The following is a 24,872-nucleotide window of genomic DNA, read 5'->3' on the forward strand; positions in this document are numbered from 1 at the left end:
AGTTTATAACACTATAAGCCAGAGACAATATTTCTGCAACAATAGCATTAACTCGCCACCAGACAGGAGATTTCACAAAGCAGATTATGCTGCTACGCCTGGTGGGCCAGGCGCTTATTGGTCACAATAGTAATGATTTTAAGGATAATCTGTTATTTATAGAGATCGGCACTGATGGTCAGATTACTGCCATGCTCCTGCCACTGACGGGTAATATGGTAATATTTGGCCCCTTTCTTTGCTGCACGTTTAGCTGTCTGATAGGAGACCTCGGTCATATTTGTGTAGTTGCCGGTGAACTTAATACTATCAAACGGTACCATTTTGGCGGCAGTGATTTTGTTCACTTCTTCAATTTTAGTACCATCAGGAAGAGTTACGGTGTAACGTCCACCTTTTGATGTCTGAGTTTCAAAGAAACGACCAATGCCTGTACCGGCCCCGACAGCGGTAGTGGTTGCAACGCCAGGGATTTCAACACTTTTGGCCGCTTCTCCGCCTTTGGCTAATGCCGCCTGGCCTGCTTCAGAAGCGGCTGGAATGGCATCAGGACTTTGCAGAACACGTTTTCTCGCATCCGCTTTAAAAATATAGGCAGTGATACGCTGATTGCCTCCGTCATTAACATCAATCTGGCGAACGATAAAAAAGGATGCTGCACCTTTCTCTTTTGCCGCTTTACTGATAGCGTCGTTAACTTCCGGCTGGCTACGATAGAAACCATGGACAGTGACGGTATCATAAGGCTCCAGCATGACAGCCTGATTTTTAGGCAACTCCATGACACCATTGAATAATCGATTTTTCTGTACATCTGCGGGTGGGGCATCATTTTTGTATAGATCAGCGATAACGCGCCAGTTGCCACTATTGCCATAATCAGAGGTATCAACAACGTAAAATGAGGCTGCGCCATCGCGATCAGCCTTACGGGATACAGCTTTAACGGCATCACTGATGGCACTAAAACGACCTGTGATCACAATGCGATTATAGGGTTTCAGTGCTTCTGCCTGCTCAGGCGTCAGTTCAGTGGCGGCATGGGTTGATAATGTTGCTGTCGCCAGCAGAACAGATGTCAACAGTGAATTTTTAAGCTTCATAATTATGATCCTTGTAGTGCGCAAACGATACAGTGGTTTTATTAACTGATAATGTTCAATTATTACATCTAAAGAATAGGGTTGTCTGCGTCATTTTGGCCTGATGCTCCGCAGGTTATATCCCATATGCCAGAAAAAACAGGCCAGTTTGCACTCTGATATGATTTACAGCAAGTTTTCCCCGATGAAGGAAAATTTATTTGTTATCACAGTAGATTACGCCTGGCATTTTCAGTAGGTTATAGCAAGACTATTGCAGCTTCACTTGTTTTAGCTAACAGGAGAGAGAGTTTTTGTCTCTTTAAAGTATTTTCTGTCAGAAAACCATCATCAAAAATTGATGTGAGGGAAAATTATGCGTATCGGGATACCAAAAGAACGACTTATCCATGAGACCCGCGTAGCAGCCACGCCAAAAACGGTGGAGCAGCTACGTAAACTGGGATTTTCTGTGGCCGTTGAAAGCGGTGCAGGCCAGCTGGCGAGTTTTGATGACGAAGCCTTTATCCGCGCCGGAGCTGAAGTGGTAGGGGGTACAGACGTCTGGCAGTCACCTATTATTCTTAAAGTGAATGCGCCAGAAGAAGATGAAATCGCCTTACTTAACCCAGGTACCACGCTGATAAGCTTTGTCTGGCCAGCACAAAATCCTCAGTTAATGGCCAAATTAGCGGCACGTAATATTAATGTTATGGCGATGGATTCGGTCCCGCGCATTTCACGTGCACAGCCGCTGGATGCATTGAGCTCTATGGCTAATATCGCTGGTTATCGTGCGATTGTCGAAGCAGCTCACGAATTTGGTCGTTTCTTTACCGGACAGATCACCGCAGCGGGAAAAGTTCCGCCAGCGAAAGTGATGATCATTGGTGCGGGTGTCGCTGGGTTGGCTGCAATTGGAGCAGCGAATAGCCTTGGTGCTATTGTTCGTGCGTTTGATACCCGTCCTGAGGTGAAAGAGCAGGTTCAAAGCATGGGGGCTGAATTTCTTGAGCTGGACTTCAAAGAAGAGGCCGGAAGTGGCGACGGTTATGCCAAAGTGATGTCCGAAGCCTTTATCAAGGCCGAGATGGCGCTGTTTGCCGCACAAGCGAAAGAAGTGGATATTATTGTTACAACGGCACTGATCCCCGGGAAACCTGCGCCCAAACTCATTACGCGCGAAATGGTTGACACTATGACGCCCGGCAGTGTGGTAGTCGATTTGGCTGCACAGAATGGCGGTAACTGTGAGTATACCGTGCCTGGCCAGGTAGTCACTACGGCGAATGGTGTGAAGATTATTGGTTATACCGATCTACCGTGCCGCTTACCTACCCAGTCTTCACAGCTCTATGGAACCAATCTCGTAAACCTGATAAAGCTATTATGTAAAGAAAAAGATGGCAATATCACGATTGATTTTGACGATGTTGTTGTTCGTGGTGTGACAGTTATTCGTGACGGTGAAGTGACCTGGCCTGCGCCACCGATTCAGGTTTCTGCGCAACCGAACGCGACAGCTAAACCTGCTGAAGTGCCAAAGGCAGTAGATGCGCCTGTTTCGCCGTGGCGTAAATATGGATGGATGGCATTAGCGATTATTCTGTTTGCCTGGCTTGCCAGTGTGTCACCAAAAGAATTTTTGGGCCACTTTACGGTGTTCGCGCTCGCCTGCGTTGTGGGTTACTACGTCGTATGGAATGTTTCTCATGCGTTACATACCCCTTTGATGTCGGTCACTAATGCTATTTCCGGAATTATTGTGGTAGGGGCACTATTACAAATCGGACACGGCGGCTGGGTGAGTTTTCTCAGCTTTATTGCAGTGCTGATCGCCAGTATTAATATTTTTGGTGGTTTCACTGTCACTCAGCGCATGCTGAAAATGTTCCGTAAAAACTAAGGGGTAGCATATGTCTGAAGGATTAGTAACAGCAGCATATATTGTTGCCGCTATTTTATTTATTTTTAGTCTGGCAGGGCTGTCAAAACACGAAACCTCAAAACAAGGAAATTTGTACGGCATAGTCGGAATGGCTATCGCATTGATAGCAACTATTCTGGGACCAGATTCAGGCAATACCGGGTGGATCATTTTAGCGATGGTAATCGGTGGTGCTATTGGCATTCATCTGGCAAAAAAAGTCGAAATGACTGAAATGCCAGAATTGGTAGCGGTATTACATAGCTTTGTTGGACTGGCTGCGGTACTGGTGGGTTTTAACAGTTACCTGTATCACGAAACCGCGATGGAACAAATTCTGGTCAATATCCATCTGACAGAAGTGTTTCTCGGTATCTTCATCGGGGCAGTGACTTTTACCGGATCGATCGTCGCATTCGGTAAACTGTGTGGTAAGATTTCATCCAAACCGTTAATGTTGCCACACCGTCATAAACTGAACCTTGCGGCTTTGGTGGTTGCCTTTCTGTTGCTGGTGATATTTGTCCGTACTGACAGCATGACAACTCAGGTTCTGGCATTATTGCTGATGACGGTTATCGCGCTAGCCTTTGGCTGGCACCTGGTCGCCTCGATTGGTGGCGCAGATATGCCGGTGGTGGTATCCATGCTGAACTCCTATTCCGGATGGGCCGCTGCTGCTGCTGGTTTTATGCTCAGTAATGACTTGTTAATTGTTACTGGTGCATTGGTTGGATCTTCTGGCGCAATCCTCTCTTATATTATGTGTAAAGCGATGAATCGCTCATTTTTAAGCGTCATTGCGGGGGGCTTCGGTACCGATGGTTCAGCAGCAGGCGGTGATGAACCGGCAGGAGAATATCGTGAAATCAGCGTCGAAGATACAGCGGAAATGCTGAAAAACTCACATTCAGTCATCATTACGCCAGGTTACGGAATGGCGGTCGCTCAGGCGCAATATCCGGTTGCAGAGATCACTGAAAAACTACGTGCGCATGGTATTAAGGTGCGTTTTGGTATTCATCCGGTAGCAGGACGTCTGCCTGGACATATGAATGTCTTACTGGCAGAAGCGAAAGTACCTTATGATATCGTACTGGAAATGGATGAAATCAACGACGATTTTAGCGATACAGATACTGTACTGGTTATCGGCGCTAACGACACAGTTAATCCGGCAGCACAGGATGATCCGCAAAGCCCGATTGCCGGCATGCCGGTGCTGGAAGTCTGGAAAGCACAAAATGTTATCGTTTTTAAACGTTCCATGAATACAGGCTATGCAGGTGTTCAGAACCCCTTGTTCTTCAAAGATAACACCTTCATGTTATTTGGTGATGCCAAAGCAAGTGTCGATGCCATTCTGAAAGCGTTGTAAGATTGAATTTCGTTTTTTCAGCCGTCTCTGTCGGGACGGCTTTTTTATTTTCTGAAACCGGATTCGACATCGATATTTGTCAGCGCGGGAAAGTAAAGATGATAGCCACTATATCGCATCTGGCTGACTGATCATCTCCGGTATCTGATGTTCTTCTGACTTGACCACCATGAGATCACAACACAGGCGATCGATAACCTGTTCGGCCGTATTGCCGAGGAAGGCCGCTGATAACCCGGTACGTCCGGATGTACCTAAAATGACAATCGCAGCCTGTAAATGTTCTGATAAGCCAGTAATCACTTCATCTGGCAGACCTTGCTCAACATGGGTTCGATTTTCATCAATGCCAAATTTTTGCCGTAGTGATTTCATCGCCAGCAGATGCTGACCACGAATGGCATCATTATAGATAGCAGGGTCAAAATCGGGCAAATCAATGGCAATATTGATTGATGTCACAGGATAAGCGTCAACCAGATGGACATCGGTATTATTGAACTGTTCAGCCAGTTCGATAGCTTCTCTTACCAGCTTTTCATTTAACGCATGATGATAATTTTCTTCGCTGGCAAGGTTAACAGCAACCAGTGTTTTTCCTCCCTCCAGCCACGGCTGGCTTTTTACCATCCATACTGGACAGGGACATTTGCGTAACAGATGCCAGTCAGTGGGCGTAAAAATAGCCGCTTCCAGCTTATCATGCTGATGTGCCATTTTCAGTAGTAAGTCATGATTGCCGTTAATCACCTCCTGAATAATGGCCTCAAAAGGGCGATTATGCCACACCACTTTAATATCTACAGCGATGCCAGATTCAATATAACATCGTGCCTGCTCCTGAACCCAGTTACTGCGCTGATGGATAGCGTTTTGTTGCATTGCTGTCCGCTCATCAGGCGACAGCAAGTTGGGCATCTCACAGGCAAAATCATGGATCGGTAAAAAAGCTTTGATACGCCCGCCAACTTGCTGATGGAGATATACCGCACGCTGTAATGCTGGCTGATCGTTCTGGCTGGGGTCGATAACTACCAGCATATTTTGATACTTTGCCATATAGCGACTCCTTAAACAGTAACATCTGTCCGCCTCTAAGAAGATAGTCCAACTTAATGAAATGAAACAGGAGAGCCTGAATTAAGGTAATAAAGAAACAATCTGGCAAGGAAAAGAAGAAATACTCTATTCAGCTACTGTGGCATCCTTGTCCGGCCAGTTCTGCTAGTAAGTCATTATTTTCAATAGTGATATACTTGCCTTTCACCGCCAGCATTCTGCTTTTCTGGAAGCGACCCAGTAAGCGACTGATCGTTTCCACGGTCAGCCCCAGATAGTTACCAATATCGCCACGGGTCATTGTCAGGCGAAATTCACGGGGTGAAAAACCACGCTGAGCGAAACGACGGGATAAATTATAGATAAAAGCCGCCAGGCGCTCTTCGGCATTCTTTTTAGAGAGTAACAGGATCATATCCTGATCGCCTTTAATTTCACCGCTCATCAGGCGCATCATCTGCTGACGCAAATTAGGCATTTTACCGGAAAGGTCATCCAGCGTTTCAAAAGGGATCTCACAAACCATTGAAGTTTCCAGCGCCTGTGCAAAACTGGGATGGGAAGCAGTGCCAATCGCATCGAAACCAACTAAATCTCCTGCCAGATGGAAGCCTGTAATCTGCTCATCGCCCTGTTCGGTTATCGTATAGCTTTTGATCGTACCAGAGCGAATAGCATACAGTGATTTCAGCTCATCCCCAGCCTTGAACAGATTTTGTCCTTTCTGGATGGGTTTTTTACGTTCAATGATGTTATCCAGCTGATCAAGCTCATGTTCGTTCAAGGTAAAAGGGATACAAAGCTGGTTAATACTGCAATCCTGACAGTGAATTGCGCAGCCACCAGATTGAATGCGTCGAATAATTCTCTTTTCCGGGATCATAAGTCAGCTCAAACCATAAATTGACATTAGTCAATGTTAACATTTTTTTATTCGGTAGGTAAGTATTGAACCAATGAAACATATCAGATTAAAAGGTTAAATCGATTTTTAAATGGTGACCCTGAGAAATGCATGTGCTGCCTGACAGAGGCGATAGCGCTTGCGGTTGTGTAAAAATCTATTACTGTCATATATATATTGTATTTCTTCATATAGTATGATAGCTATGTATAGTATCGACGGGCTGGTACCTATCCGCATCGGCATCGTGCCAGTGTCACAATGGCAATGTATAACGTTAGTAGTTGAAATAGCATTGTTAGCGTTGCTTGCTGCATATTCACTATCTGCTATTGCTGCTGAAAATAAATGGGCCATAAAGAGTGATGTGCAAGAGCGAAGAGATGTGTTGTTAAATGAGTGCACCGAAGGCCGTAGAGGGTAGTGACAGACATAGCTATAGTTATCATGATATCAGCAGGCTGGTTTTTAGTGCTATTTTGTTTGCCATTCCGGTTCCCGGTAGTGTCCGGAATCCTCACGTACGACTTGTATGCTGTGGTTTTTCTGCTCTGGGCGTATCCAGACAGGTGGGTCTGGTGCATCTGTCGGCCAGGCGTCAGGCATGATATGAGACTGTGCCGAAGAGTGATTGGTAAATATTGGGTTACTTGCCATTTGGATGCCAGATAGTGTGCGAATACCTGATGTCAAAAAACGTATGCACTGTCTGACAATAGACTTCCGACAAAAGATTTGCTTTTTTAAATAAAATTATCACATTCAGGTTGCTTGCATGTTTTTACCTTTAACTAAAGGTAGCAGAATTTATAGTGTGTTATCTTTTTTATTAAAAATAATCATAAATATGATAACTAATGACATGAACGGTTATGTGTTTTTTATATCGTATTTATGGTTTCTATCAGCAGTAAATTTTGAATGTTTATATTTTGTTAATTTTTAGTTGAATTTATAGCTACTCATTGAATGAATAAATTATAAAAAACTAAAATTAGTATATAAAAAATATTAAATTTACATATGTTTACATGCTGCCTGGGAGAGATTCTGGTAATGGAGGTTATTAAAAATAGTTTTAAATGTTAAATGATAGTTTTTGGCTATTGCGTATCGATAAACAATTGTTTATAAATATTAGCTTGTTAAAAGGCGATTGGTTTATCATTTTCACCACGGTACGCAAGAGAGCCTTCATTAGTAATAGCGGTTTTCGTAATTACTGATAGTGTGTTGTTGTAAGCTGTCTTACTGATAATGCGGAGGGGCTGTCTTGAATCGTATTTATAATCGGTATCTGGTAGTCTATATTAGTCTTATCATTGATATTATTTATAGTTTTAAATATAGTCAAAAAGGTGTCACTGCAATCGAGTATGCAATAGTAGTTGGTTGTGTAGCGGTTTCGACTGTAGCTATTTTCAGTGATAACGGACAAGTAATGACAATGTTGACTGGCATTTTTGACAAAACAAGAGATAAAATTATTGCTTTATTGTAGTTTATGAGTAATAACTATCGACGGTTTTATTAAATATAAATCAGGTAATGTAACCTGGAACCGTAGTATCGGTACTTAGCGGTACTACTTTTTTAAGTAAGGAGAAATAAGTATATGTTAACTCGTGTTTATAACAAATATCTGGCAGCTTGTGCTAACGTTGCAACAAATGTTAATGAATTCAAAAAGAACGAACAGGGTGTAACTGCGATTGAATATGCAATCGTTGTTGCTGGTGTTGCCGCTGTCGTTATGGTTATCTTTGGTAGCGGTGGTACTGTAGAAACTATGCTGAACGACATTTTTACTAAGATCAAAGATAAGATTATTACTCTGGTAGCATAAGTCGAATGATGTAGTGTAATCAGAATAGGTGTTATGTCTCTTTGCTTATAATGAGAGGCATAACGCCTTTATTGTAGGATCGTAGTGACGCCTGAATATCTTTTATTAATGGAACAAAACGGATAAACTCAATATGAAAAAGGGCGGCCTTGTTGTTTATATTGTAATGATCGTTGTGGGTCTTTTAGGCCTGTATTTTTACACTTCCAGTCAGCCTTCGAAAGCGCCATCCCAGCAACAAGCAGAAGTGAAACCTAAACAAACTATCAGTGTTGCTGTCGCCAACCATGATCTAGAACCTAAAACTTTGTTGAAAGCTGATGATTTCCAGATTAAGAGTATTCAGGTTGATGCTGATAGTACGGATGTGAAATTTAATCTCACTGGCAGAAATCTTAACGAATGGATATTAAGAAACCCTGTTCAGGCTGGTTCGTGGATCCCTCCGAGTATATTGGTTGAACCAGGTACTAACGAATATATAGCTATGTCTCTGAAGCCAGGGAATATTCTTTATAAAATAGTATTGAAAAAATCTGATGATTATCTTCTGGATAATCTTAAGGCTGGCCAGGGAGTGGATATTTATGTTTCTTACCATTTGCGTCAGCCTGACAATACCCGTATAAGAGCGATGGATGGCGAAATTGATCTGGAAAATAAACTTTATAATCGTTTAAAACCACTCATGGGCAATAAACGCGTGCTGGCTATTCGTTCAGGTAAGAAAGTAGTGAAAGACGATAAAGGCGTAGAAGTTGCTCAAGGGGGTAGCGAGATAATCATAGAGTTGCAGGATAATGAAGTAAAGATATTGAAAGGAATAGGGAACGACGATGCTAACCTTGTGTTGTTTCCTGCGGTGCTTTCTGCGGATGGTAAGTCAAACATTAAACTTTCTGCAGAAGAATCAACATGGCCAGTCAGTGGTGATGCTATCTTTAACAAATTTACTGGATCTGTTATTGCTATTGATGAGTTACGTGGTTAATCTGGTCAGCATAATATGTGTTGTGCTCCATACGGAAACAGGAATGTTAAAAATATGACTAAAAAATTATTCTGTATGCAAAGGATATTTATATTATTGTTTTTTTGTGTTGTTTCCTTTGTGACCAGGGCGGAAGCTGTTGATCTTAAGCCAGGGCAGACCAAAACCCTGCATTTTGATAGCCCAGTCAGTACAGTGTTTGTATCAGATCCTACGGTAGCTGATTATAAGATTGTTAATAGTAAAGATCTTGTGTTATATGCCCGTAAAATGGGGACTTCACAACTTATTGTATACGGTTCCCAGTCTAAAGTATTAATGAATATCAGTATTGATGTTGACCCTTTGCTGAGTGATATTCGTACTCGTATTGCACATGAGTATCCAGGCAGTGCGGTGGAGGTAAAACGGTTCCAGAATGGTGAAAAAGCTTCGTGGCTTTTAACGGGAACAGTCCCAGATGAAGAAACGCGAGATGGTATTTATCAACTCGTTGGTAGCCTTGTAGGAACTGATGGTCGTGAGGAAAGAAAAGAATATAAAGATCAGGCGTTAGGTATTGATAAAATCCCTGTTTCATATGACAAATATTACGACAACGTCATTAATCACTTGCAAATACCCTCATCGAATCAAGTCAATGTGCAGTTGACAGTGGTGGAAGTTAGTAAACAGTTTACAGATAATCTGGGGATCGAATGGAGTAGCCTTAAACTGGATAGTATTATCAATGGTGTCAGCGGTAATGATGCAGTTAACTCGCCAGGTACCTTTAATTTGTTAGGTTTTCGTCATGGTTTTGATGCTAATAATATCAGTACATTAATTAATGCAGTTAAAAACGATGAAATTGCACGGGTGCTGGCACAACCTAATTTAACAGTGCTATCTGGTGAATCGGCAAGTTTCCTTGTTGGCGGAGAAATTCCTATTTTAGTTAAAGATAAGGATACAACATCAGTAGAATATAAAGAGTATGGTATTCGTTTAAATGTCACCGCTAAAGTAGAAAAACGTCAGAAGATAAGATTGATGGTTGCCAATGAGTTAAGCAGTGTTACAGGTTCCTACTCTTACAATGAATACCAGGTTCCCATGCTGCGTACTCGTCGTTCGGTTTCAACCATTGAACTGGCCGATGGAGATAGCTTTGTTATTGGTGGTTTGTTAAGTGAATCTGATCGGGAATCGTTAACTAAAGTTCCATTTATTGGTGATATTCCTATATTAGGGGCATTAGCACGTCATTCTGGAACAGATAGAAATAAAACTGAACTGGTGGTTTTTGCGACGGTTAATCTGGTTAAACCACATCCTAAATCATCAGCGAATATAAGATTGCCTGCATTTCGTCGTACCTCGTCAGATAAACTGTTTTTTAATGTCGGTGTTGATAGTAAGGTACGAGAAAATCGCTTAGAAGGTAATGCGGGACGTTTTCTTGAACAGGGTGGTTTTGCCCGCTAATTGTTATTTAATTGGCTGTAACAATTATGTTTTTATTATTTAATTGGTGTGGTCAATTATTTCTGGAGTAAATTTTAATGAAGCTATTTTCAGATACAAAAAAGAAAAGTGAACCTGATGCCACACAAAAACCCAAAAAGGGAGCTGGTGGACAATCCATTGTCGTTGTATCTTCAAATGAAGAGTTGCTTTCTAATATTACTAATCTGCTATCGATTAATAACTTCAATAATATAATTACTCGCCCTGTTAGTTTTCTTAATTTACAGGATGATAATGCTTTACGTGGTGCTGCAGTTGTCATTATTGATATTGGCGATCTTATCGATATACCTAAGATTTGTGAAACGGCTACCTTATTAATTCCTGCCAGTGCACGTCAGGTTTTTTTAGGCAATAATGATTCTATTGCTTTTGCTCAGGCATTGATTAGTGCAGGTATCGATTATCTGCATATCAAATCGCAACTACCACAGCTGATAGGGCACCTGCAACAACCGGATACTGTCATTTCAGCGTCGCGCAGTATCATGAAAATTAGTATATTGGGTTGTAAGGGGGGAGCAGGTACTTCGACGGTAGCATGGCAGATTTTTAAGTCAATTGGTATGCAGTCGTCGATTTCTTCTCTGTTGGTTCAGGGGGCAAGTGGTAGTCGTGATTTAGATTTGATCACCGCTCAGCCATTACCTCGTGATGGTGGTATTGTTGAAATAGAGTCTAACCAGTCTGTACGCATTGAAACATTGAATGATATCTGGAATTATGAAGATAATCGTTTTAATCATTTTAATTTAGTTATTTTCGATCATGATGCACATGCTCAGTCTTATGAGACTCTTGAACCTGTGTTCACAGAATCAAATACATTGATTCTTGTTATCAATCGGGATCTAAGTACTCTACGATTAGCAAAGTATCTGTTAGATGCAAAACAGCGTTTTGATATATCACGTAATAATAAAACGCAGCGTATTTTTATTTGTTTGAATGAAAATCACCCGGTACAAAAAGGTGAGTTATATAATGATGATATTGAAGAATATCTTGGTTCTCCGATAGCAGTGGTCAATCCCTGGAATATGAAGAAAGATAAAAATCAGGGGTTAACGGCATCTCCACTGTGGCGTTTTACTGAGCAAAATTTATTAGGAAAGACGGAACATCATCATTCGGAGAAGAAAACATTGCTTTCATCGTTTTTAGTATCACGTGCTGGTAATAAACGATAATATTTTGTATTTTACTACAGAGCAGCTGGGTATTAATTTTTAGGGGTAATCGTAGCGATGGATGCTGAGAATTTTGAAACTTTTTTCTATCTTCGTGAACAGGTGCTTAAGGGTATTGATTTAGAACGCATTGATCAATTGCGTAATGATTATCAGGCTCTGTTGCGTGAAGTCGGTAGTGTCATTGCTCGTCAGATAGCCAGTACTGGTCAGTACTTATCAGCCAAAGATAGCGAGGAATTATGTAAACTGGTTACTGATGAAATAACCGGTTATGGACCATTACGTGAATTAATGGAAGATGATACCGTTAGCGATATTTTAGTTAATGGACCTGAGCATATTTTTGTTGAGCGATTTGGTAAACTTGAACAGGTTGATAAGAGTTTTCTTAATAATGAGCAGCTTACTGATATTGCCCGACGATTAGTATCAAGGGTAGGACGTCGTGTAGATGACTCGCAACCTTTGGTCGATGCCAGAATGCCCGATGGCAGTCGTTTAAATGTAGTTATTTCGCCTGTTGCTTTGGATGGTGCAGCGATCTCCATTCGTAAATTTGGTAAAGGAAAGAAAACGCTGGCTGACCTGGTGGAATATGGCAGTATTAATGAGATGATGGCTAATTTTCTGGTCATTGCCAGCCGCTGTCGTGTCAATATTATTGTGTCAGGGGGTACAGGTTCAGGGAAAACCACATTACTTAACGCGATGTCACAATATATCAATGAAGACGAGCGAGTGTTAACGCTGGAGGATGCTGCAGAGTTGCGTTTACAGCAACCACATGTTGTACGCCTTGAAACACGAATGGCCGGTTCGGAGAATAAAGGGGTAGTGAGTATGCGTAATCTGGTAGTTAACGCATTACGTATGCGCCCGGACAGGATTATTGTGGGGGAATGTCGTGGCGAAGAAGCATTTGAAATGTTACAGGCAATGAATACGGGTCATGATGGTTCCATGTCTACTTTGCATGCCAACTCGCCACGTGATGCGCTATCTCGTCTGGAAAGTATGATCATGATGTCCAGTGCAACATTACCATTGGTTGCAATACGTCGTAATATTGCTTCGGCAGTTAACATCATTGTTCAGGTATCGCGTTTGCCTGATGGCTCGCGTAAAGTGATCAATATTTCTGAAGTTATGGGCATGGAAGGTGAAAATATTATTCTGCAGGATATATTTAGCTTTACACCAGATTCTGAGCGTAATGAATATGGTAAAATACAGGGTACTTTTACCTGTTTTGGTTTGTTGCAACGCTCGGCTGTTTATCGGCAGGCGATAACACAAGGTTTACTTGAACCTTTACAACAGCTGTTTGGAAATCGGGCGCTATGATAATTATATTTAGTATTTTATTTCTGACTGGGTTAGTTAACCTGTTTTTATGGTCGCGCCAGCAAAAGCGCATGGAACGCTTACAGGTTGCTGAAGCGGCACGTGAAAAGGCCGAATTCAGGAATAAAATCCAGCGTAATCCTTTTGGACAAGCGGTATCGAATAATATTGCGACATTACACTTTCACTTTATTGGTGATGATAAGAACAGATTACTTCGCCATGTTTTTATTGTAATTTGTATTCAGATAGCCGGACTCTATATTAATAAAAATTATCTCGCAATGAGCCCGCTTTTTGTACAGCCAATAGTTTTTGTGTTAACGCTATATGTACTTTATTTAAAAAGTAAAAAAAAGTTACGTCAGGAATTTGAAGAGCAGTTTTCGGAAGCTTTAAATATTATTAATAGTTCAATCCGTGCTGGTAATTCGGTAATCCAGGGCATAGAGCAATGTGGTGAAAAGATACACGGTACGTTGGGTAAAGAGTTCAAAAACATATCGCAGCGACTGGAGATTGGTGAAGATATATCTCGTGTTTTTATGGATTCCTGGGAAAAACTTCCCTTTCATGAATATTACTTTTTTATTATTACAGTTCAGATTAACATGAAAGGTGGTGGTCAGGTTAGAGAAGTGATGTCGCGTCTTGGTAAATTGATTTCAAATGCGAGAATAATGGAAAAGAAAAAATACGCTATGACGTCTGAGGCACGTATGTCAGTTAAAATTCTGGCTTGTATACCATTGCTTTTTTTGCTTTTTCTAAAATTTCAGGCGCCAGAAAGTATGGAAATACTGCTTCATCACCCGATAGGACAGATATTGTTATATTATGCGGCTGGTAGTATTTTACTGGGATTGTTAATAGTCTGGTCAATGATGAATAAAGTGTAACAGGTGAGCTATTATGCTGTTTTATATGATTGCATTGATATTTTTGATGATAGGCGCAGGTGGCTTATCGCATCTTGCCATGAAAAAGAAACGTCGTGATCAAATTGCTTTTTTAATACAGCAAAGTAGTCAGCAAAGAAATGATACATCAACGGAAATTGTAACGCCTATTGAAAGGATAATGCGTAAATCCAGCCGTCTCGTTTCTGTTAGTGCCATGCTGGATAAAAACTTTCTTGCTAAAGTACTAATTGCACTGGTTTTAATAGTAATATTGCTATTTATTAATTTATCAGGCATCTATACTATCGCTCGTGATATGTTAGCTGTTTATGCATTGATCATCATAGCGTTGGTGATTTTATTACCTAGCAGAATTAAGGAATCTGCTATAAAGAGAAAAATGAAATCTGTTTCTTTGGATTTGCCATTTGTCATTGATTTAATGGCTGTTTGTGTGCAATCGGGAATGTCAATTGAGAAGGCGATTCATCACATTGCAGAAAATTTTTATATGATCAATCCTGCAATTGCGACCCTGTTTGAGAGAGCAGTGTTAAAAACGGAAGTAAACGGTATTAATGCTGCGCTGGAACAACTCTATGAAGAAGTACCGTCAAAAGAAGTCAGAATGCTTTGTTCAACGCTACAACAAAGTATCAAATACGGCTCTTCAGTTTATCAGGTTCTTATTGATCTCTCCCAGGAAATGCGTGAGATACAGTTGCTGAATACGGAAGAAAAAGTTGCAAGTTTGTCAGCAAAAATGTCATTGCCAATGATTATATTGATCATGTTCCCTTTACTTGTTATTGTTGCTGGCCCAGGGTTAATAAGGATGGCCTCACAATGGAGCGTGTAATCAGATTTAAGTTCACAACAGTACTGCTGACACTACTTTTTTTAAGTGGCTGTAGTGGATCGTTTAGTAATAATGAGGAGCTTAATGATAGCCAGCGAGAGTATATTCTCAGTAAAGTTAATAATTATAATGGTTTAATTAAACTTTATCGTGAAAAACTGAGTCGTAAAGAAGATAAGGATACACGTTATCGCTTAGCTGAATATTATTATCTTGCGGAAGATTTTGACTCTTCTCGTCAGTATCTACAACCACTTGTTGCAGGTAAGCCTAATGAGAAGGTTTTGTTGTTAGAAAGTAAAAACTTAATGGAGCTTGGGAATAATTCTGAAGCGCAGAAGACAGTTGCAGAGATACTAAAACAAAATGTTAAAAATGGTGAAGCCTGGAACATGCAGGGTATTCTGTTGACTCAGAGTGGTGATTTTACCGGAGCTTACCGTTCATTTGATAATGCCAGAAAATACTTTGTTGATGATGACGTTGTGCTGAATAATCTCGCGATGCTGGCTATCATGCAAAATGATTACCCCAGAGCCAGAGACTATCTTCTCCCCTTATATAACAGGGGACACGCAAGTCAAAAAGCGTTACATAATCTGGTTTATGTGTTGGTGAAACTTGGTGATGTTAACTCCGCAGCGAATATTCTGCAGCAGGAAAAAATGGCTGATCATACTGATGAGTTGATGGAGGCATTAGCAAAAGTAAATCCACGTCCTTATGATCAACTTTCTCTTGCTTCCGGGGCAGTGGCGCCAATGACGACATCTGCAAAGCAGGGTATGCAGGATAAACCTCAAACATCAGATGCAGTAAAAGGTATTATTAGCGGTACATCTGCAACAACGGCTCAAACTGTGGCAAATATGCCAGTATCTCCTTCTCAGAACAAAGGCACTCAATCGCTTATATCTGCACGGAGTTCTGGGAATGAAATGCAGGGATCACCGGAGACAGTTTCTTTATCACAGACGGGGGGACTAAAAGAAATATCTGAGGTACGCTCTGGACGACATCCTGGATATTTTCGTATGACACTGGAATCCCAACAGATGATTAATTTCCGTGAAATTCCCAGTACTGAAAAAAACAAATGTGTTTTTGAGTTGCAAAATGTTAAGTTAAATCAAGAACTGCTCCGTGCAGCTAATGATATTCCAAGAAAACATTCAAATATTAGTAAGTTAACATTTCTTCAGAGTCAGTCAGATACTGTTTTAGTTGAGTTTGAATTCACTCATCCGCTGGCAAAAAAGAATGTATTCAGAGTAACGAATAATAAAACACAAGGGAAGAAATTAGTATTTGATATTTACAATGGCTAGCTAATTCAACTTGTTTATACGATGGAAATTGTACAATGAAGATCTATGAATATAAAGACCAGCTTGTTCAGGTACCAGAAGGTATCACTCATTTGATGATTGGGGCAGATGGCGTACTACGCGGTTATCGTACTAAACCAGATACATCATTACCTAAACCCTGGGAAAAATACGAAAGTGTTCTGCCTGTTGTTCTTAACTGGGATAAATCGCTTTGTGATATTAGCGGGCTACGGGAATATTCTCCCATTGTTATCCATGAATTCGCACCCCCAGGAACAATGCCTTTCCATGTCGGTGATAAATATACATTGAAAGCGACAATCAATGAAGAGCTCTGCCTGACTTCTGAGGTTCACGCAGTGGTGAGCTGTTATACTCCAGGTATGAAACCGTGGTGCCAGGTATTAAAATTAAAAGTTGATGGGCTTTCTATCGATAATATCTTGCTGGCAAGTGTCAAAGAAGTAATTTTTGACTTACAGACCAATAATTAATTACAATCAGGAAGCCACAGGAGAAAATAATGGCAGAATTCGAGAAGTTACTGGATAGTCTGGTGAATCTTGATGGCGCTTTAGGTGCAGCATTAGTCGACGCACGTAATGGTATGATGCTATATGGTGTAGGCTCTGTGGGGTTAGATATTGAAATCGCTGCAGCTTCAATCACCGATGTTCTTCGTGCTAATATAAAAATGCTAAAATTAATGGCGAGTACTGACGAGGTAGAAGATATTCTGATTACATTAGGAAAACAATATCATATCGTCAGACCAGTCAAAGCAATTGATGGTATTTTTGTTTACACTATTCTTGATCGTCATAATGGAAACTTAGCATTAGCCAGACGTAAAGTAACGGATGTTGAAGAATCTATCGTCGTATTATAAATGTCTAACATCCATGACATGGAATGATAGGCATAAGGGTTGGGATGATGAGAGACTATAAAGTGATCCTGGTAGGCAATAGTGGTAGTGGTAAGACTACCGCTATTCGTAGCGTCAGTGAAATCAAAGCGATTTCAACAGACGTACAGGCAACGGATCACCTAATTATAGGAAAAGAGACAACGACGGTAGGCTTTGATTATGGTGAGCTGACTATTCCTGGCGAACAATATCGTATGCGTCTTTATGGAACTCCAGGACAGGAACGCTTCGCATTTATGCGTGATATTCTGAAATGTGGCAGTGTTGGTATTTTATTATTAGTCGATAACCACTGCCCGGAACCACTGACTGAAGCGCGTAACTGGCTACATACATTGAAATCTGGTTCACTCGCAAATAAGAATGTAGTGATAATGTTAGGCATTGTTAAATGTGATCTGTCCCCGTTTCCCGATATTAAACAATATCAGCAGTTGTTGAGTGAGGAAGGTGAGTGCTTTCCTGTCGCGACGCTGGACGCACGTAACCCGGAAAGTGTTTTATTATTGCTAAAAGTTCTGTTTTATCGACTTAAGCATGCCAGAAATGAAGAGGTTTATTCCTGATGACAAGTATACTTCCTTTTGCTATTGATGATACAGAGAGTATCCCTGTTGAATCCAACCATGATATGACGCAACAAGATACTGCAGACATTGCTACTGAGTTTGGCTATGATATGACGCAACAAGATGCTGCAGACATTGCTACTGAATTCAGTCATAATATGACTCAGCAAGATGTTGTAGATGTTACTACTGAATTTAGTCAGAATGGGGTTCAACAGAGCAATAGCACTGTTTTAACTGAGTCTAGTCAGTGCGAAATTCAGCAAAATACGATCGTGACCTCAACTGAAATGAATCAACAGATTCAACAGTTATTGTCAGAGTTTGCTCAGAATTATCCAGTGATGAGTGAATTGTTGGTTGCGACTAGCGATGGCTATGAAGTCGCAGCAGTTCTTAAAACGGAGGATTCTGGTCGCCTGCGTAAAATTGCCGCAATGACCAGTTCTTTATTAGGTATTGGCTCGGCTATATTAAATGAAATTGATGCTGGAGAGCAAAAAGCTATTACTGTTGAAGGTGAAAAGGATAATATCCTGCTATGGCAGATTGCGACTCATCACTTACCTTTATGCTTGACTGTTATAGCCTCTACTCATGAGCCACTTGGGCAGCTTTTCTGGCTATTACGTCAACTAGCAACCAGTATTAGTGAAATTTGTAATACACAGCCTGAGCAACAGTTATCATAGGAAATGCTTTATGGATGAGTCATTAGTTACTGCTCTTTCCGTTAAATTATGTAGCGCAGATATGATCTGTGGATTTATTTCTGTTTCACCTGTTCTGGATAACAGAAGTGAATTAATTCAGCAACGTTTGAAGTGGTATCGTGATTCGTTTCACTCACGGTTTGCCGGTTTACAGCAAGAAACTCAAATTGCAGATGAAATTTTTTCACACTTATTGATGCAAGCAGTTGAATTAACGGCTGCAGATATTATCTGCGATGCAATTGCACTAGCACCAGTACTTTACGATCGTGATGAAAAAATAATAGAAAATGTAAATACTTACTTTTCCTGGTTGCAATCAGATATTAATTGTGATGGTTAATAGAATAGTGATATAGAACTTATTCCGGCTCAGTATGGGTCAAATGAATAAAATAAAAAATAAGCTTTATATAATGCAGGGAGAGTGGAGGTATTGTGGGAATTGGATGGGGATTGACCGCTGGAATATCTATAATTCTTATCTATATCTGTTATATGGATATTCGTTATCGCCGGATACCTAATCGAGTAGCACTTATCGTTTTGTTACTCTCTATAGTATCAGGCTTTTATCGTATGCACACTGTGTCATTAATATTGCCTGGTGCTATGTTGATACTTGGATTTATTGCTGCTACGTTAAGAGTGATTGGTGCTGGTGATGTTAAGTTAATTTGCGCATTGGCGGTTGGTCTGAGTGTGTCTGAAACAGGAAACTTTTTATTATTGACTGCATTGGCTGGCATTCCTGTGTCCATTATTTGTTTGTTATATTTTTATTTTTTCGCCCGCCATCGTTCTGCAACAGTACCTTATGCACTCGCTATTAGCTGTGGCTATTGGTTGCAGGCTATAATTCAGTGAGAATTGGTGAAAATTATGTTATTGAAAAAACTTAAAACTACTCTGCGTCATCAATTTTATATTGAGCGTGGAACTGCGGCTGTAGAATTTTCTCTGGTGCTTATTCCATTTTTATTATCAATATTTTTTATTATTGAATTGTGTCGTATTGTGTTTATTTCATCAGCGGTTGATTTGATTATTGCTGAGTCAGGTAATGTTGCAGCAGTCACCACTGTGCCAGACAGATATCAAACTTATTTCAATAGTGAAATAGATAAACGCATGAAAAGCTGGCCGCTTATATCAAGAGATACACATGTTAAAGTTTCTTTGCAGTGGTGTAATGATATTGATGCCGTTATTAATGACTCCTGTAGCCAGAGTAGCGTTGCAGGCAATTCAGAGCCACTGGCATTCTATAATATGGAAGCTGAGTATAAACCATTATTCTTTTTCTTTCCTCAGCAGTCTATCGATAAAATGCTGAATCGTCGCATTTTATTAGTTCAGGAACATGAATTGGCGAGAGATAATAATGACTAAAATAATAAAATATTTAAAATGTTTTTTGTATGCACAGCGAGGGGCTGTAGCAATAGAAGCTGCATTTTATTTCCTTATATTCGCTATTCTTTGTACTTTATTAATGGATTTTAGTACTATCTTTTTAAATAAGAGCTATCTTGAACGTGTCAATAATTCACTGGCGCTTGTACTACGAGAAAGAAATGCTTTTTATCAACACAGAGAAAGCCTGGAGCAACAGGATGTTGATAAACTCTATAAAATTGCTGGTGTATTATTTAAAGATAGCCGGCTTGCAGGAGCCAGTTATGGCATAGCTGTTGATGGTATTTTCTTTCAGCCAGGGGATGAAAAGATAGTGAAAGAAACGCAGTCGTTCACTTCTGGTAGTGTAAGCTGCCATAGTCAATCGGCGATAAATAGTGATGCGGTACAGAGGTTATCACCGTGGGATAAAGACGGGAAACGCTGGATGCCAGTTTATCAGATAACTATTTGTCTTCCCGAAGGCACGAGTGCATTTCAGCGGGCGATAGGGAATATGGGGGTACCACTTGGTAATCTGGTGATTAGTAATGCTGTTATTCCTCGGTAAATATTTTTTTGATAAAAATCAGGATCTTTTGTAAATAAAATTGATAGTGAAGTTATTTATGAAGTTTGAAAAACAGGATAATTATAACTCACGAGGATAGTTATCTTATTGATTTTTAACCAATCATGATAGTCATATGAATGTATTATCAGAGTTAGGTTGTTGTTATTTTTAGAATAGTATTTCTTGACATATTATAAATATGACAATCCACTAATGGATATTTAAATATCTATTAGTGGATTTTTTATGATATATCCCCTTAAAGATCTTTTATTACCTTTTCTGATTCAGAAACTATGAAAAGGATATATTGAGTAAGTTTTTATAACTACTTGATTTATAGATGATCGTGAAATGGCAATCCTGTCAATAATCTTCAGTCTGCCGAATAATATTAATAATATCAAACAAGTACATTAGCCACCTGAAGGTTTCAGACACCAGGATGGTATGTGTATTCTGTTATATATAGCTCGATATACCAGTCAATGTAACATCCTGATTTTAAAATATATTATTCCATCATTAACAAAAAACAGATTAGCTTTTATCATCATATACTTTTCTTTCTGATAAGAAAAAATACGAATTTTCTGAAAATATGTTATATACTATATATATTACAGATTTTAAAAAGTCCTGATTATGTGATTCATAGTCTGGCCTTTTAATTTCTGTAATAAAATTTTTTTATAATATCATCATTTTATTCAGGCAGAATGAATAAGCTTTAATATGTGGAAATGCCTTCTGTTATTTTGCCAAAGTGAGTATTTTTATATGCGGGAATTTTTGACAATTTAATGTCATAAATCAAAGTTTTTTGATGGTGAGATGAATATAGTTTAATCAATTATAGTCATGTTATTATGATGAAAGATGATTATAAATAATAAAAAATATACATATATCGCATTGTCATCAGAATTTATATTACTATATTAAATTTATTAATAGAATAAAGGTGCAAACCTGAAGTAAGAAATAGCATAATGAAAAATTAAGATTTTCAACATTATATATTGCCAGGAACAGGATGTTTTTATTTATCAAGAAAGAAGAGGTAAGATAATGAAGGATCTAAAATATAATTTTATCACCATTGCCAGATATCAGGAGTATGGTGGGGTATCTGCCATGTTTGCCATCATGTTTCCTGCATTATTGCTTTTTTATTCTGTTGCATTTGATGGTGCAAGCTTTCAAAGTAGCAAAGCTCGTCTGGTGGATGGGACTAATCAAGGGGCATTAGCTATAGCAATGATGGATAATCGTAATGTTAGCAGGGAAGATTACAGGGATAATATTGCCCTGCTCCATAACTATCTTGCTTACTATGTGCCAGAGGCAACGATTGATGATAATAAGCTGATAGTAAAAGTAAGAAATAATTATAGTAAAACCGATAATAGTAAGCTTGTTTCCGTTGATTATCTGGCTCAAGGTCAGATCAATATGCGGCCAATGCTTAGCGAGCATAATAATGTGAATGTTGACGCGGATTTTGCTGCTCCACCTAAGGGGTTTGATAGAATCGTGCACATCAATTCTGACGGCTCGGGCGGAACAATAAGACGAACGATAGAAGAGAAAAGTAACCCAACTGATTATGTTATGGTTCTTGATTTTTCAGGTTCAATGAGATGGGCATCAGATCAACCAGGACTGAGCCGTATTGAATTATTGAAAAAAGTATCGACAGAATTTATAAAAGCTATTTTTGATGAGAATGGGGGAACTAATACTAGTACTGTTGGTATTGTTCCTTTTACATCGGGTGTAATAGAGATTCTGCCTGGAGAGAGTATCGCTGGTGGAAAAAACTTTGGTTGTTCTTATGTCGGTAAGTTTGTTAGAAAATATGCTAATTTAGATCTTGATTTTTGGTATAATAAGAAATATGACTCTTCTTCACGTCTTAATACCAATACATATTATACCTATGATGATGATAATAAACTTTATAGTTTTTATAGAAATATTGTCAGTCCGGCGACTGGATATACTCTGGATCAGATGGTTGATAGAGGATGGTGTGTAAAAAACAGTTCATCGGGATCATCTGTAGGTCTTGCACCATATAGTTGTGATGCTGATCCTCGCTCCAGTCTGTTCAAGCATAAAACTGAGTATGATAATAATTTATTTGTTGCTAAAGACTTTATGGAAAATGCATGGAAATACCTGTCAATTTTTAATATGGAATCGATGGATATTGCTGGCTTAGTCAATGGCGACGATATGTTTTCAGATAGCTCGATTGTGACTTTTAAATATTTACTTGATATTCCATCATCTAAGTCAGCGTTTACTTATGATTGTCGTGCTCTTAGCGAGTATATACATGATACAGCAGGGGCTATTAATTATTTAAAAGATAAGTCTGCTATGCCACCTTCTTATCTTATTGAACTGACAAATAATCGTAATATTATTAATCAGATCAATGATATGCAGATAACAGTTGGTGCTACAGCTGTTAGTTTAGGATTATTACGGTCATTACCTGTTATTGCTAAAGGAAAAAATCCACGCAAAGCAATAATTGTTATCTCTGATGGTCTTGACTCAGACGTTGTTAATAATGTAGGTAACCTGACTGAAAGATTGTTTGTTAATTATGATCTCTGTAATAGAATAAAAGAAGGGTTGAAACATTATCCAGCAGGAACACCGACTAAAGATGTTGATATGTTCTTTATTTTCACTGTGAATGATAAAGATACAGAGTCTGCTCTTAGATTATGGCGTGAAAAATGTACAGGTAGAGAAAATACTTACCTTGCGACTAATTATCAGGATCTACTTAATGTGTTACTGGCAATCAAAAATAAATATACTGTCAATTTTATCAATGGTGATGAATAATGTGGTTATTATTTTTTTAATTTAATTAATTTATATATCTTATTATTAATGTGTTATTTATTTGTTATGGAAACGGTGAAGGAATATTTGGTGAAGAAGGAAATAAAATATTGCAGGATTAGTGAAATGCAGAAAGAGTAAACAGTAACTCTCTGATGTCAGTATCTACTCAGCCAGTTTACTTAAGGGAAATTGGCTGAGTACGCTTTTAAGGAGAGTGATGTCAATTCATATGGAGATTAATAGCCTGCCTGTTAGGCTATTTTAGTTGCCATTTTGCTCCTGGGTAGCGCCAGAAACCCTCATTCTGCCTGTACACTGCGGTTTCCCTACGCTGTCCGTGTCCAGACTGACTGTGTCAGGAACACCTGGTGGCATGGCCTCTAAATTATCATTGTATATTAATTAGAATGGTGCATTGATGATTTACTTTATCCCGTTAAGGCGTTATTTACGAGTTATAACATTTGTAATAGAATAGGGAGATTGATATTTTCCATGTCAGATATAGTCAGTTTGAATGTGGAAGAAGCAAACTTTTTCACTTCTACTGGTCATAAAATATAGTCTGTAACGTGAAGGTTGTGCAGATATGCAGGGTTATATCCCGCCTCGTTAAGATTATTCCAGGAGAGCAAACAGGAAGGATTCTGATAATATAACTAACTGTATCATCCGTAAGAAAGTTACTTTAACGGATATATCTATAAAAAAGAATAATCATAAAAAGCCTGACCTATCATACGTCGTAGCTTTATCTGTTTGGCCTGTGGATAAAATCGTTCTCATGAGTCAGGCGCTAAATATAATGCAGGAAGAAAAATGTTAGATCTGGCTAATTTAGCTAATCAATGTGCACCGGATGTCGCACCACAAGTGCTGGAGCGTTTAATGAAGGTAGAGTCTTCATTTAATCCTTATGCGATTGGTGTGGTAGGAGGGCGTCTGGTGCGTCAACCCCGCGATAAAGAAGAGGCTGTTGCTACAGCACGATCATTGCATCAGGCAGGCTGGAATTTTTCAATGGGATTGGCCCAGGTAAATCGCTATAATCTTGCTAAATATGGCCTTGATTACGAAACTGTTTTCGAACCTTGTCATAACGCTCGTGCAGCTGCAGGTATTTTTAATGAATGTTTGCAACGTGCTTCAGCAAAGTTTAATGCTGAACAGGCACAGTTGGCAGCATTTTCCTGCTACTACAGTGGTAATTTTAGTCGTGGATTTGTTCCGGAAGGCGCATCACAGACCAGCTATGTGGATCGTATTATGGCGGTTAAGCCCATGCTTACGGCAGGAGGCGCTGTTCCTATTGAGGTGATCCCAAATGGCGTATCACGTCCGGTAGTAAAATCGCCTGGATCCTCCTCAAAGACGGCCAGCTCTGCTGCTAAAGGCGGGTCATCCCAACAGGATGGGGCCAGAATATCCCGGATTTCTGGCGCCCCGGTAAGTAATGGCGTGAGATCGCTGCGGGGTGACTAAAATAGTGCT

Annotated in this window: 24 protein-coding genes; 21 read left to right on the forward strand and 3 right to left on the reverse strand. The window is 39.6% G+C overall.

All coding sequences use genetic code 11. The features are described from left to right. Nucleotides 1-152: 152 nt before the first annotated feature. Nucleotides 153-1,103 carry a DUF1471 family protein YdgH gene (ydgH, locus tag PT300_09770; GenBank protein ID MDF7680849.1) on the reverse strand — a complete coding sequence of 317 codons (951 nt, stop codon included), beginning with the start codon at nucleotides 1,101-1,103 and terminating at the stop codon, nucleotides 153-155. A gap of 355 nt (nucleotides 1,104-1,458) precedes the next feature. Between ydgH and pntA the strand changes: the two genes are divergently transcribed. Continuing rightward, a complete protein-coding gene (gene pntA / locus PT300_09775) occupies nucleotides 1,459-2,988 on the forward strand; it encodes a Re/Si-specific NAD(P)(+) transhydrogenase subunit alpha (protein ID MDF7680850.1) in 1,530 nt (509 codons plus the stop codon). 10 nt (nucleotides 2,989-2,998) lie between these two features. Continuing rightward, a complete protein-coding gene (gene pntB / locus PT300_09780; protein ID MDF7680851.1) occupies nucleotides 2,999-4,387 on the forward strand; it encodes a Re/Si-specific NAD(P)(+) transhydrogenase subunit beta in 1,389 nt (462 codons plus the stop codon). A gap of 108 nt (nucleotides 4,388-4,495) precedes the next feature. On the opposite strand, the gene uspE is transcribed toward pntB, so the two are convergent. After that, nucleotides 4,496-5,446 (reverse strand): universal stress protein UspE, encoded by a 951-nt coding sequence (gene uspE, locus PT300_09785; GenBank protein ID MDF7680852.1) that lies wholly within the window; start codon nucleotides 5,444-5,446, stop codon nucleotides 4,496-4,498. A gap of 130 nt (nucleotides 5,447-5,576) precedes the next feature. Beyond that, nucleotides 5,577-6,329 carry a fumarate/nitrate reduction transcriptional regulator Fnr gene (gene fnr, locus PT300_09790; protein ID MDF7680853.1) on the reverse strand — a complete coding sequence of 251 codons (753 nt, stop codon included), beginning with the start codon at nucleotides 6,327-6,329 and terminating at the stop codon, nucleotides 5,577-5,579. Nucleotides 6,330-7,623: 1,294 nt separating this feature from the next. Here fnr and PT300_09795 point away from each other — a divergent pair. The 19 genes from PT300_09795 (at nucleotide 7,624) to PT300_09885 (ending at nucleotide 24,863) form a co-directional block, all read left to right on the forward strand. Continuing rightward, nucleotides 7,624-7,851: a Flp family type IVb pilin gene (locus tag PT300_09795; protein ID MDF7680854.1), complete on the forward strand. Its 228-nt coding sequence runs from the start codon at nucleotides 7,624-7,626 to the stop codon at nucleotides 7,849-7,851. Nucleotides 7,852-7,965: 114 nt separating this feature from the next. Then, nucleotides 7,966-8,196: a Flp family type IVb pilin gene (locus tag PT300_09800; protein ID MDF7680855.1), complete on the forward strand. Its 231-nt coding sequence runs from the start codon at nucleotides 7,966-7,968 to the stop codon at nucleotides 8,194-8,196. 133 nt (nucleotides 8,197-8,329) lie between these two features. After that, nucleotides 8,330-9,187, forward strand: coding sequence for an SAF domain-containing protein (locus tag PT300_09805; GenBank protein MDF7680856.1), 858 nt, complete (start codon nucleotides 8,330-8,332; stop codon nucleotides 9,185-9,187). Nucleotides 9,188-9,241: 54 nt separating this feature from the next. Next, nucleotides 9,242-10,654: a pilus assembly protein N-terminal domain-containing protein gene (locus PT300_09810; GenBank protein MDF7680857.1), complete on the forward strand. Its 1,413-nt coding sequence runs from the start codon at nucleotides 9,242-9,244 to the stop codon at nucleotides 10,652-10,654. A gap of 77 nt (nucleotides 10,655-10,731) precedes the next feature. Further along, nucleotides 10,732-11,886: a hypothetical protein gene (locus tag PT300_09815; protein ID MDF7680858.1), complete on the forward strand. Its 1,155-nt coding sequence runs from the start codon at nucleotides 10,732-10,734 to the stop codon at nucleotides 11,884-11,886. Between the two features lie 57 nt (nucleotides 11,887-11,943). After that, nucleotides 11,944-13,233 (forward strand): CpaF family protein, encoded by a 1,290-nt coding sequence (locus PT300_09820; protein MDF7680859.1) that lies wholly within the window; start codon nucleotides 11,944-11,946, stop codon nucleotides 13,231-13,233. 71 nt (nucleotides 13,234-13,304) lie between these two features. Further along, nucleotides 13,305-14,132, forward strand: a complete 828-nt coding sequence (locus tag PT300_09825) for a type II secretion system F family protein (protein MDF7680860.1) — start codon at nucleotides 13,305-13,307, stop codon at nucleotides 14,130-14,132. A gap of 13 nt (nucleotides 14,133-14,145) precedes the next feature. Further along, entirely contained in the window at nucleotides 14,146-14,994 is an 849-nt protein-coding gene (locus PT300_09830) for a type II secretion system F family protein (GenBank protein ID MDF7680861.1), read from the forward strand. Next, nucleotides 14,982-16,322 (forward strand): AMIN domain-containing protein, encoded by a 1,341-nt coding sequence (locus PT300_09835; GenBank protein ID MDF7680862.1) that lies wholly within the window; start codon nucleotides 14,982-14,984, stop codon nucleotides 16,320-16,322. The genes PT300_09830 and PT300_09835 overlap by 13 nt, the downstream gene beginning before the upstream one ends. 35 nt (nucleotides 16,323-16,357) lie before the next feature. Further along, a complete protein-coding gene (locus PT300_09840; GenBank protein MDF7680863.1) occupies nucleotides 16,358-16,819 on the forward strand; it encodes a hypothetical protein in 462 nt (153 codons plus the stop codon). A 29-nt stretch (nucleotides 16,820-16,848) separates the two neighbouring features. After that, the gene (locus PT300_09845) at nucleotides 16,849-17,214 is read left to right on the forward strand and encodes a hypothetical protein (GenBank protein ID MDF7680864.1); all 366 of its coding nucleotides are present in this window, start codon (nucleotides 16,849-16,851) and stop codon (nucleotides 17,212-17,214) included. A 44-nt stretch (nucleotides 17,215-17,258) separates the two neighbouring features. Continuing rightward, on the forward strand, nucleotides 17,259-17,822 hold the full coding sequence (locus PT300_09850) for an ATP/GTP-binding protein (protein ID MDF7680865.1): 564 nt from the start codon (nucleotides 17,259-17,261) through the stop codon (nucleotides 17,820-17,822). Further along, the gene (locus PT300_09855) at nucleotides 17,822-18,517 is read left to right on the forward strand and encodes a roadblock/LC7 domain-containing protein (GenBank protein MDF7680866.1); all 696 of its coding nucleotides are present in this window, start codon (nucleotides 17,822-17,824) and stop codon (nucleotides 18,515-18,517) included. Before PT300_09850 ends, PT300_09855 begins: the two co-directional genes overlap by 1 nt. A gap of 10 nt (nucleotides 18,518-18,527) precedes the next feature. Then, on the forward strand, nucleotides 18,528-18,881 hold the full coding sequence (locus PT300_09860) for a hypothetical protein (GenBank protein MDF7680867.1): 354 nt from the start codon (nucleotides 18,528-18,530) through the stop codon (nucleotides 18,879-18,881). Nucleotides 18,882-18,976: 95 nt separating this feature from the next. Next, nucleotides 18,977-19,405 carry a prepilin peptidase gene (locus PT300_09865; GenBank protein ID MDF7680868.1) on the forward strand — a complete coding sequence of 143 codons (429 nt, stop codon included), beginning with the start codon at nucleotides 18,977-18,979 and terminating at the stop codon, nucleotides 19,403-19,405. A gap of 15 nt (nucleotides 19,406-19,420) precedes the next feature. Beyond that, a complete protein-coding gene (locus tag PT300_09870; protein MDF7680869.1) occupies nucleotides 19,421-19,930 on the forward strand; it encodes a pilus assembly protein in 510 nt (169 codons plus the stop codon). Continuing rightward, on the forward strand, nucleotides 19,923-20,507 hold the full coding sequence (tadF, locus tag PT300_09875; protein ID MDF7680870.1) for a tight adherence pilus pseudopilin TadF: 585 nt from the start codon (nucleotides 19,923-19,925) through the stop codon (nucleotides 20,505-20,507). Before PT300_09870 ends, tadF begins: the two co-directional genes overlap by 8 nt. A 1,074-nt stretch (nucleotides 20,508-21,581) precedes the next feature. Then, nucleotides 21,582-23,378, forward strand: a complete 1,797-nt coding sequence (locus PT300_09880; GenBank protein MDF7680871.1) for a Tad domain-containing protein — start codon at nucleotides 21,582-21,584, stop codon at nucleotides 23,376-23,378. Nucleotides 23,379-24,200: 822 nt separating this feature from the next. Further along, nucleotides 24,201-24,863 carry a lytic transglycosylase domain-containing protein gene (locus PT300_09885; GenBank protein MDF7680872.1) on the forward strand — a complete coding sequence of 221 codons (663 nt, stop codon included), beginning with the start codon at nucleotides 24,201-24,203 and terminating at the stop codon, nucleotides 24,861-24,863. Nucleotides 24,864-24,872: the final 9 nt, after the last annotated feature.

It is taken from the genome of Enterobacteriaceae bacterium ESL0689 (assembly GCA_029433525.1).
Lineage (GTDB): Bacteria > Pseudomonadota > Gammaproteobacteria > Enterobacterales > Enterobacteriaceae > JAQTIF01.

Excerpts from the sequence above, each read along its gene's own strand:
- ydgH (MDF7680849.1), bottom strand. The coding sequence starts at position 1,103 with ATGAAGCTTAAAAATTCACTGTTGACATCTGTTCTGCTGGCGACAGCA.
- pntA (MDF7680850.1), top strand. The coding sequence starts at position 1,459 with ATGCGTATCGGGATACCAAAAGAACGACTTATCCATGAGACCCGCGTA.
- pntB (MDF7680851.1), top strand. The coding sequence starts at position 2,999 with ATGTCTGAAGGATTAGTAACAGCAGCATATATTGTTGCCGCTATTTTA.
- uspE (MDF7680852.1), bottom strand. The coding sequence starts at position 5,446 with ATGGCAAAGTATCAAAATATGCTGGTAGTTATCGACCCCAGCCAGAAC.
- fnr (MDF7680853.1), bottom strand. The coding sequence starts at position 6,329 with ATGATCCCGGAAAAGAGAATTATTCGACGCATTCAATCTGGTGGCTGC.
- PT300_09800 (MDF7680855.1), top strand. The coding sequence starts at position 7,966 with ATGTTAACTCGTGTTTATAACAAATATCTGGCAGCTTGTGCTAACGTT.
- PT300_09805 (MDF7680856.1), top strand. The coding sequence starts at position 8,330 with ATGAAAAAGGGCGGCCTTGTTGTTTATATTGTAATGATCGTTGTGGGT.
- PT300_09810 (MDF7680857.1), top strand. The coding sequence starts at position 9,242 with ATGACTAAAAAATTATTCTGTATGCAAAGGATATTTATATTATTGTTT.
- PT300_09815 (MDF7680858.1), top strand. The coding sequence starts at position 10,732 with ATGAAGCTATTTTCAGATACAAAAAAGAAAAGTGAACCTGATGCCACA.
- PT300_09820 (MDF7680859.1), top strand. The coding sequence starts at position 11,944 with ATGGATGCTGAGAATTTTGAAACTTTTTTCTATCTTCGTGAACAGGTG.
- PT300_09825 (MDF7680860.1), top strand. The coding sequence starts at position 13,305 with ATGGAACGCTTACAGGTTGCTGAAGCGGCACGTGAAAAGGCCGAATTC.
- PT300_09830 (MDF7680861.1), top strand. The coding sequence starts at position 14,146 with ATGCTGTTTTATATGATTGCATTGATATTTTTGATGATAGGCGCAGGT.
- PT300_09835 (MDF7680862.1), top strand. The coding sequence starts at position 14,982 with ATGGAGCGTGTAATCAGATTTAAGTTCACAACAGTACTGCTGACACTA.
- PT300_09840 (MDF7680863.1), top strand. The coding sequence starts at position 16,358 with ATGAAGATCTATGAATATAAAGACCAGCTTGTTCAGGTACCAGAAGGT.
- PT300_09845 (MDF7680864.1), top strand. The coding sequence starts at position 16,849 with ATGGCAGAATTCGAGAAGTTACTGGATAGTCTGGTGAATCTTGATGGC.
- PT300_09850 (MDF7680865.1), top strand. The coding sequence starts at position 17,259 with ATGATGAGAGACTATAAAGTGATCCTGGTAGGCAATAGTGGTAGTGGT.
- PT300_09855 (MDF7680866.1), top strand. The coding sequence starts at position 17,822 with ATGACAAGTATACTTCCTTTTGCTATTGATGATACAGAGAGTATCCCT.
- PT300_09860 (MDF7680867.1), top strand. The coding sequence starts at position 18,528 with ATGGATGAGTCATTAGTTACTGCTCTTTCCGTTAAATTATGTAGCGCA.
- PT300_09870 (MDF7680869.1), top strand. The coding sequence starts at position 19,421 with ATGTTATTGAAAAAACTTAAAACTACTCTGCGTCATCAATTTTATATT.
- tadF (MDF7680870.1), top strand. The coding sequence starts at position 19,923 with ATGACTAAAATAATAAAATATTTAAAATGTTTTTTGTATGCACAGCGA.
- PT300_09880 (MDF7680871.1), top strand. The coding sequence starts at position 21,582 with ATGAAGGATCTAAAATATAATTTTATCACCATTGCCAGATATCAGGAG.
- PT300_09885 (MDF7680872.1), top strand. The coding sequence starts at position 24,201 with ATGTTAGATCTGGCTAATTTAGCTAATCAATGTGCACCGGATGTCGCA.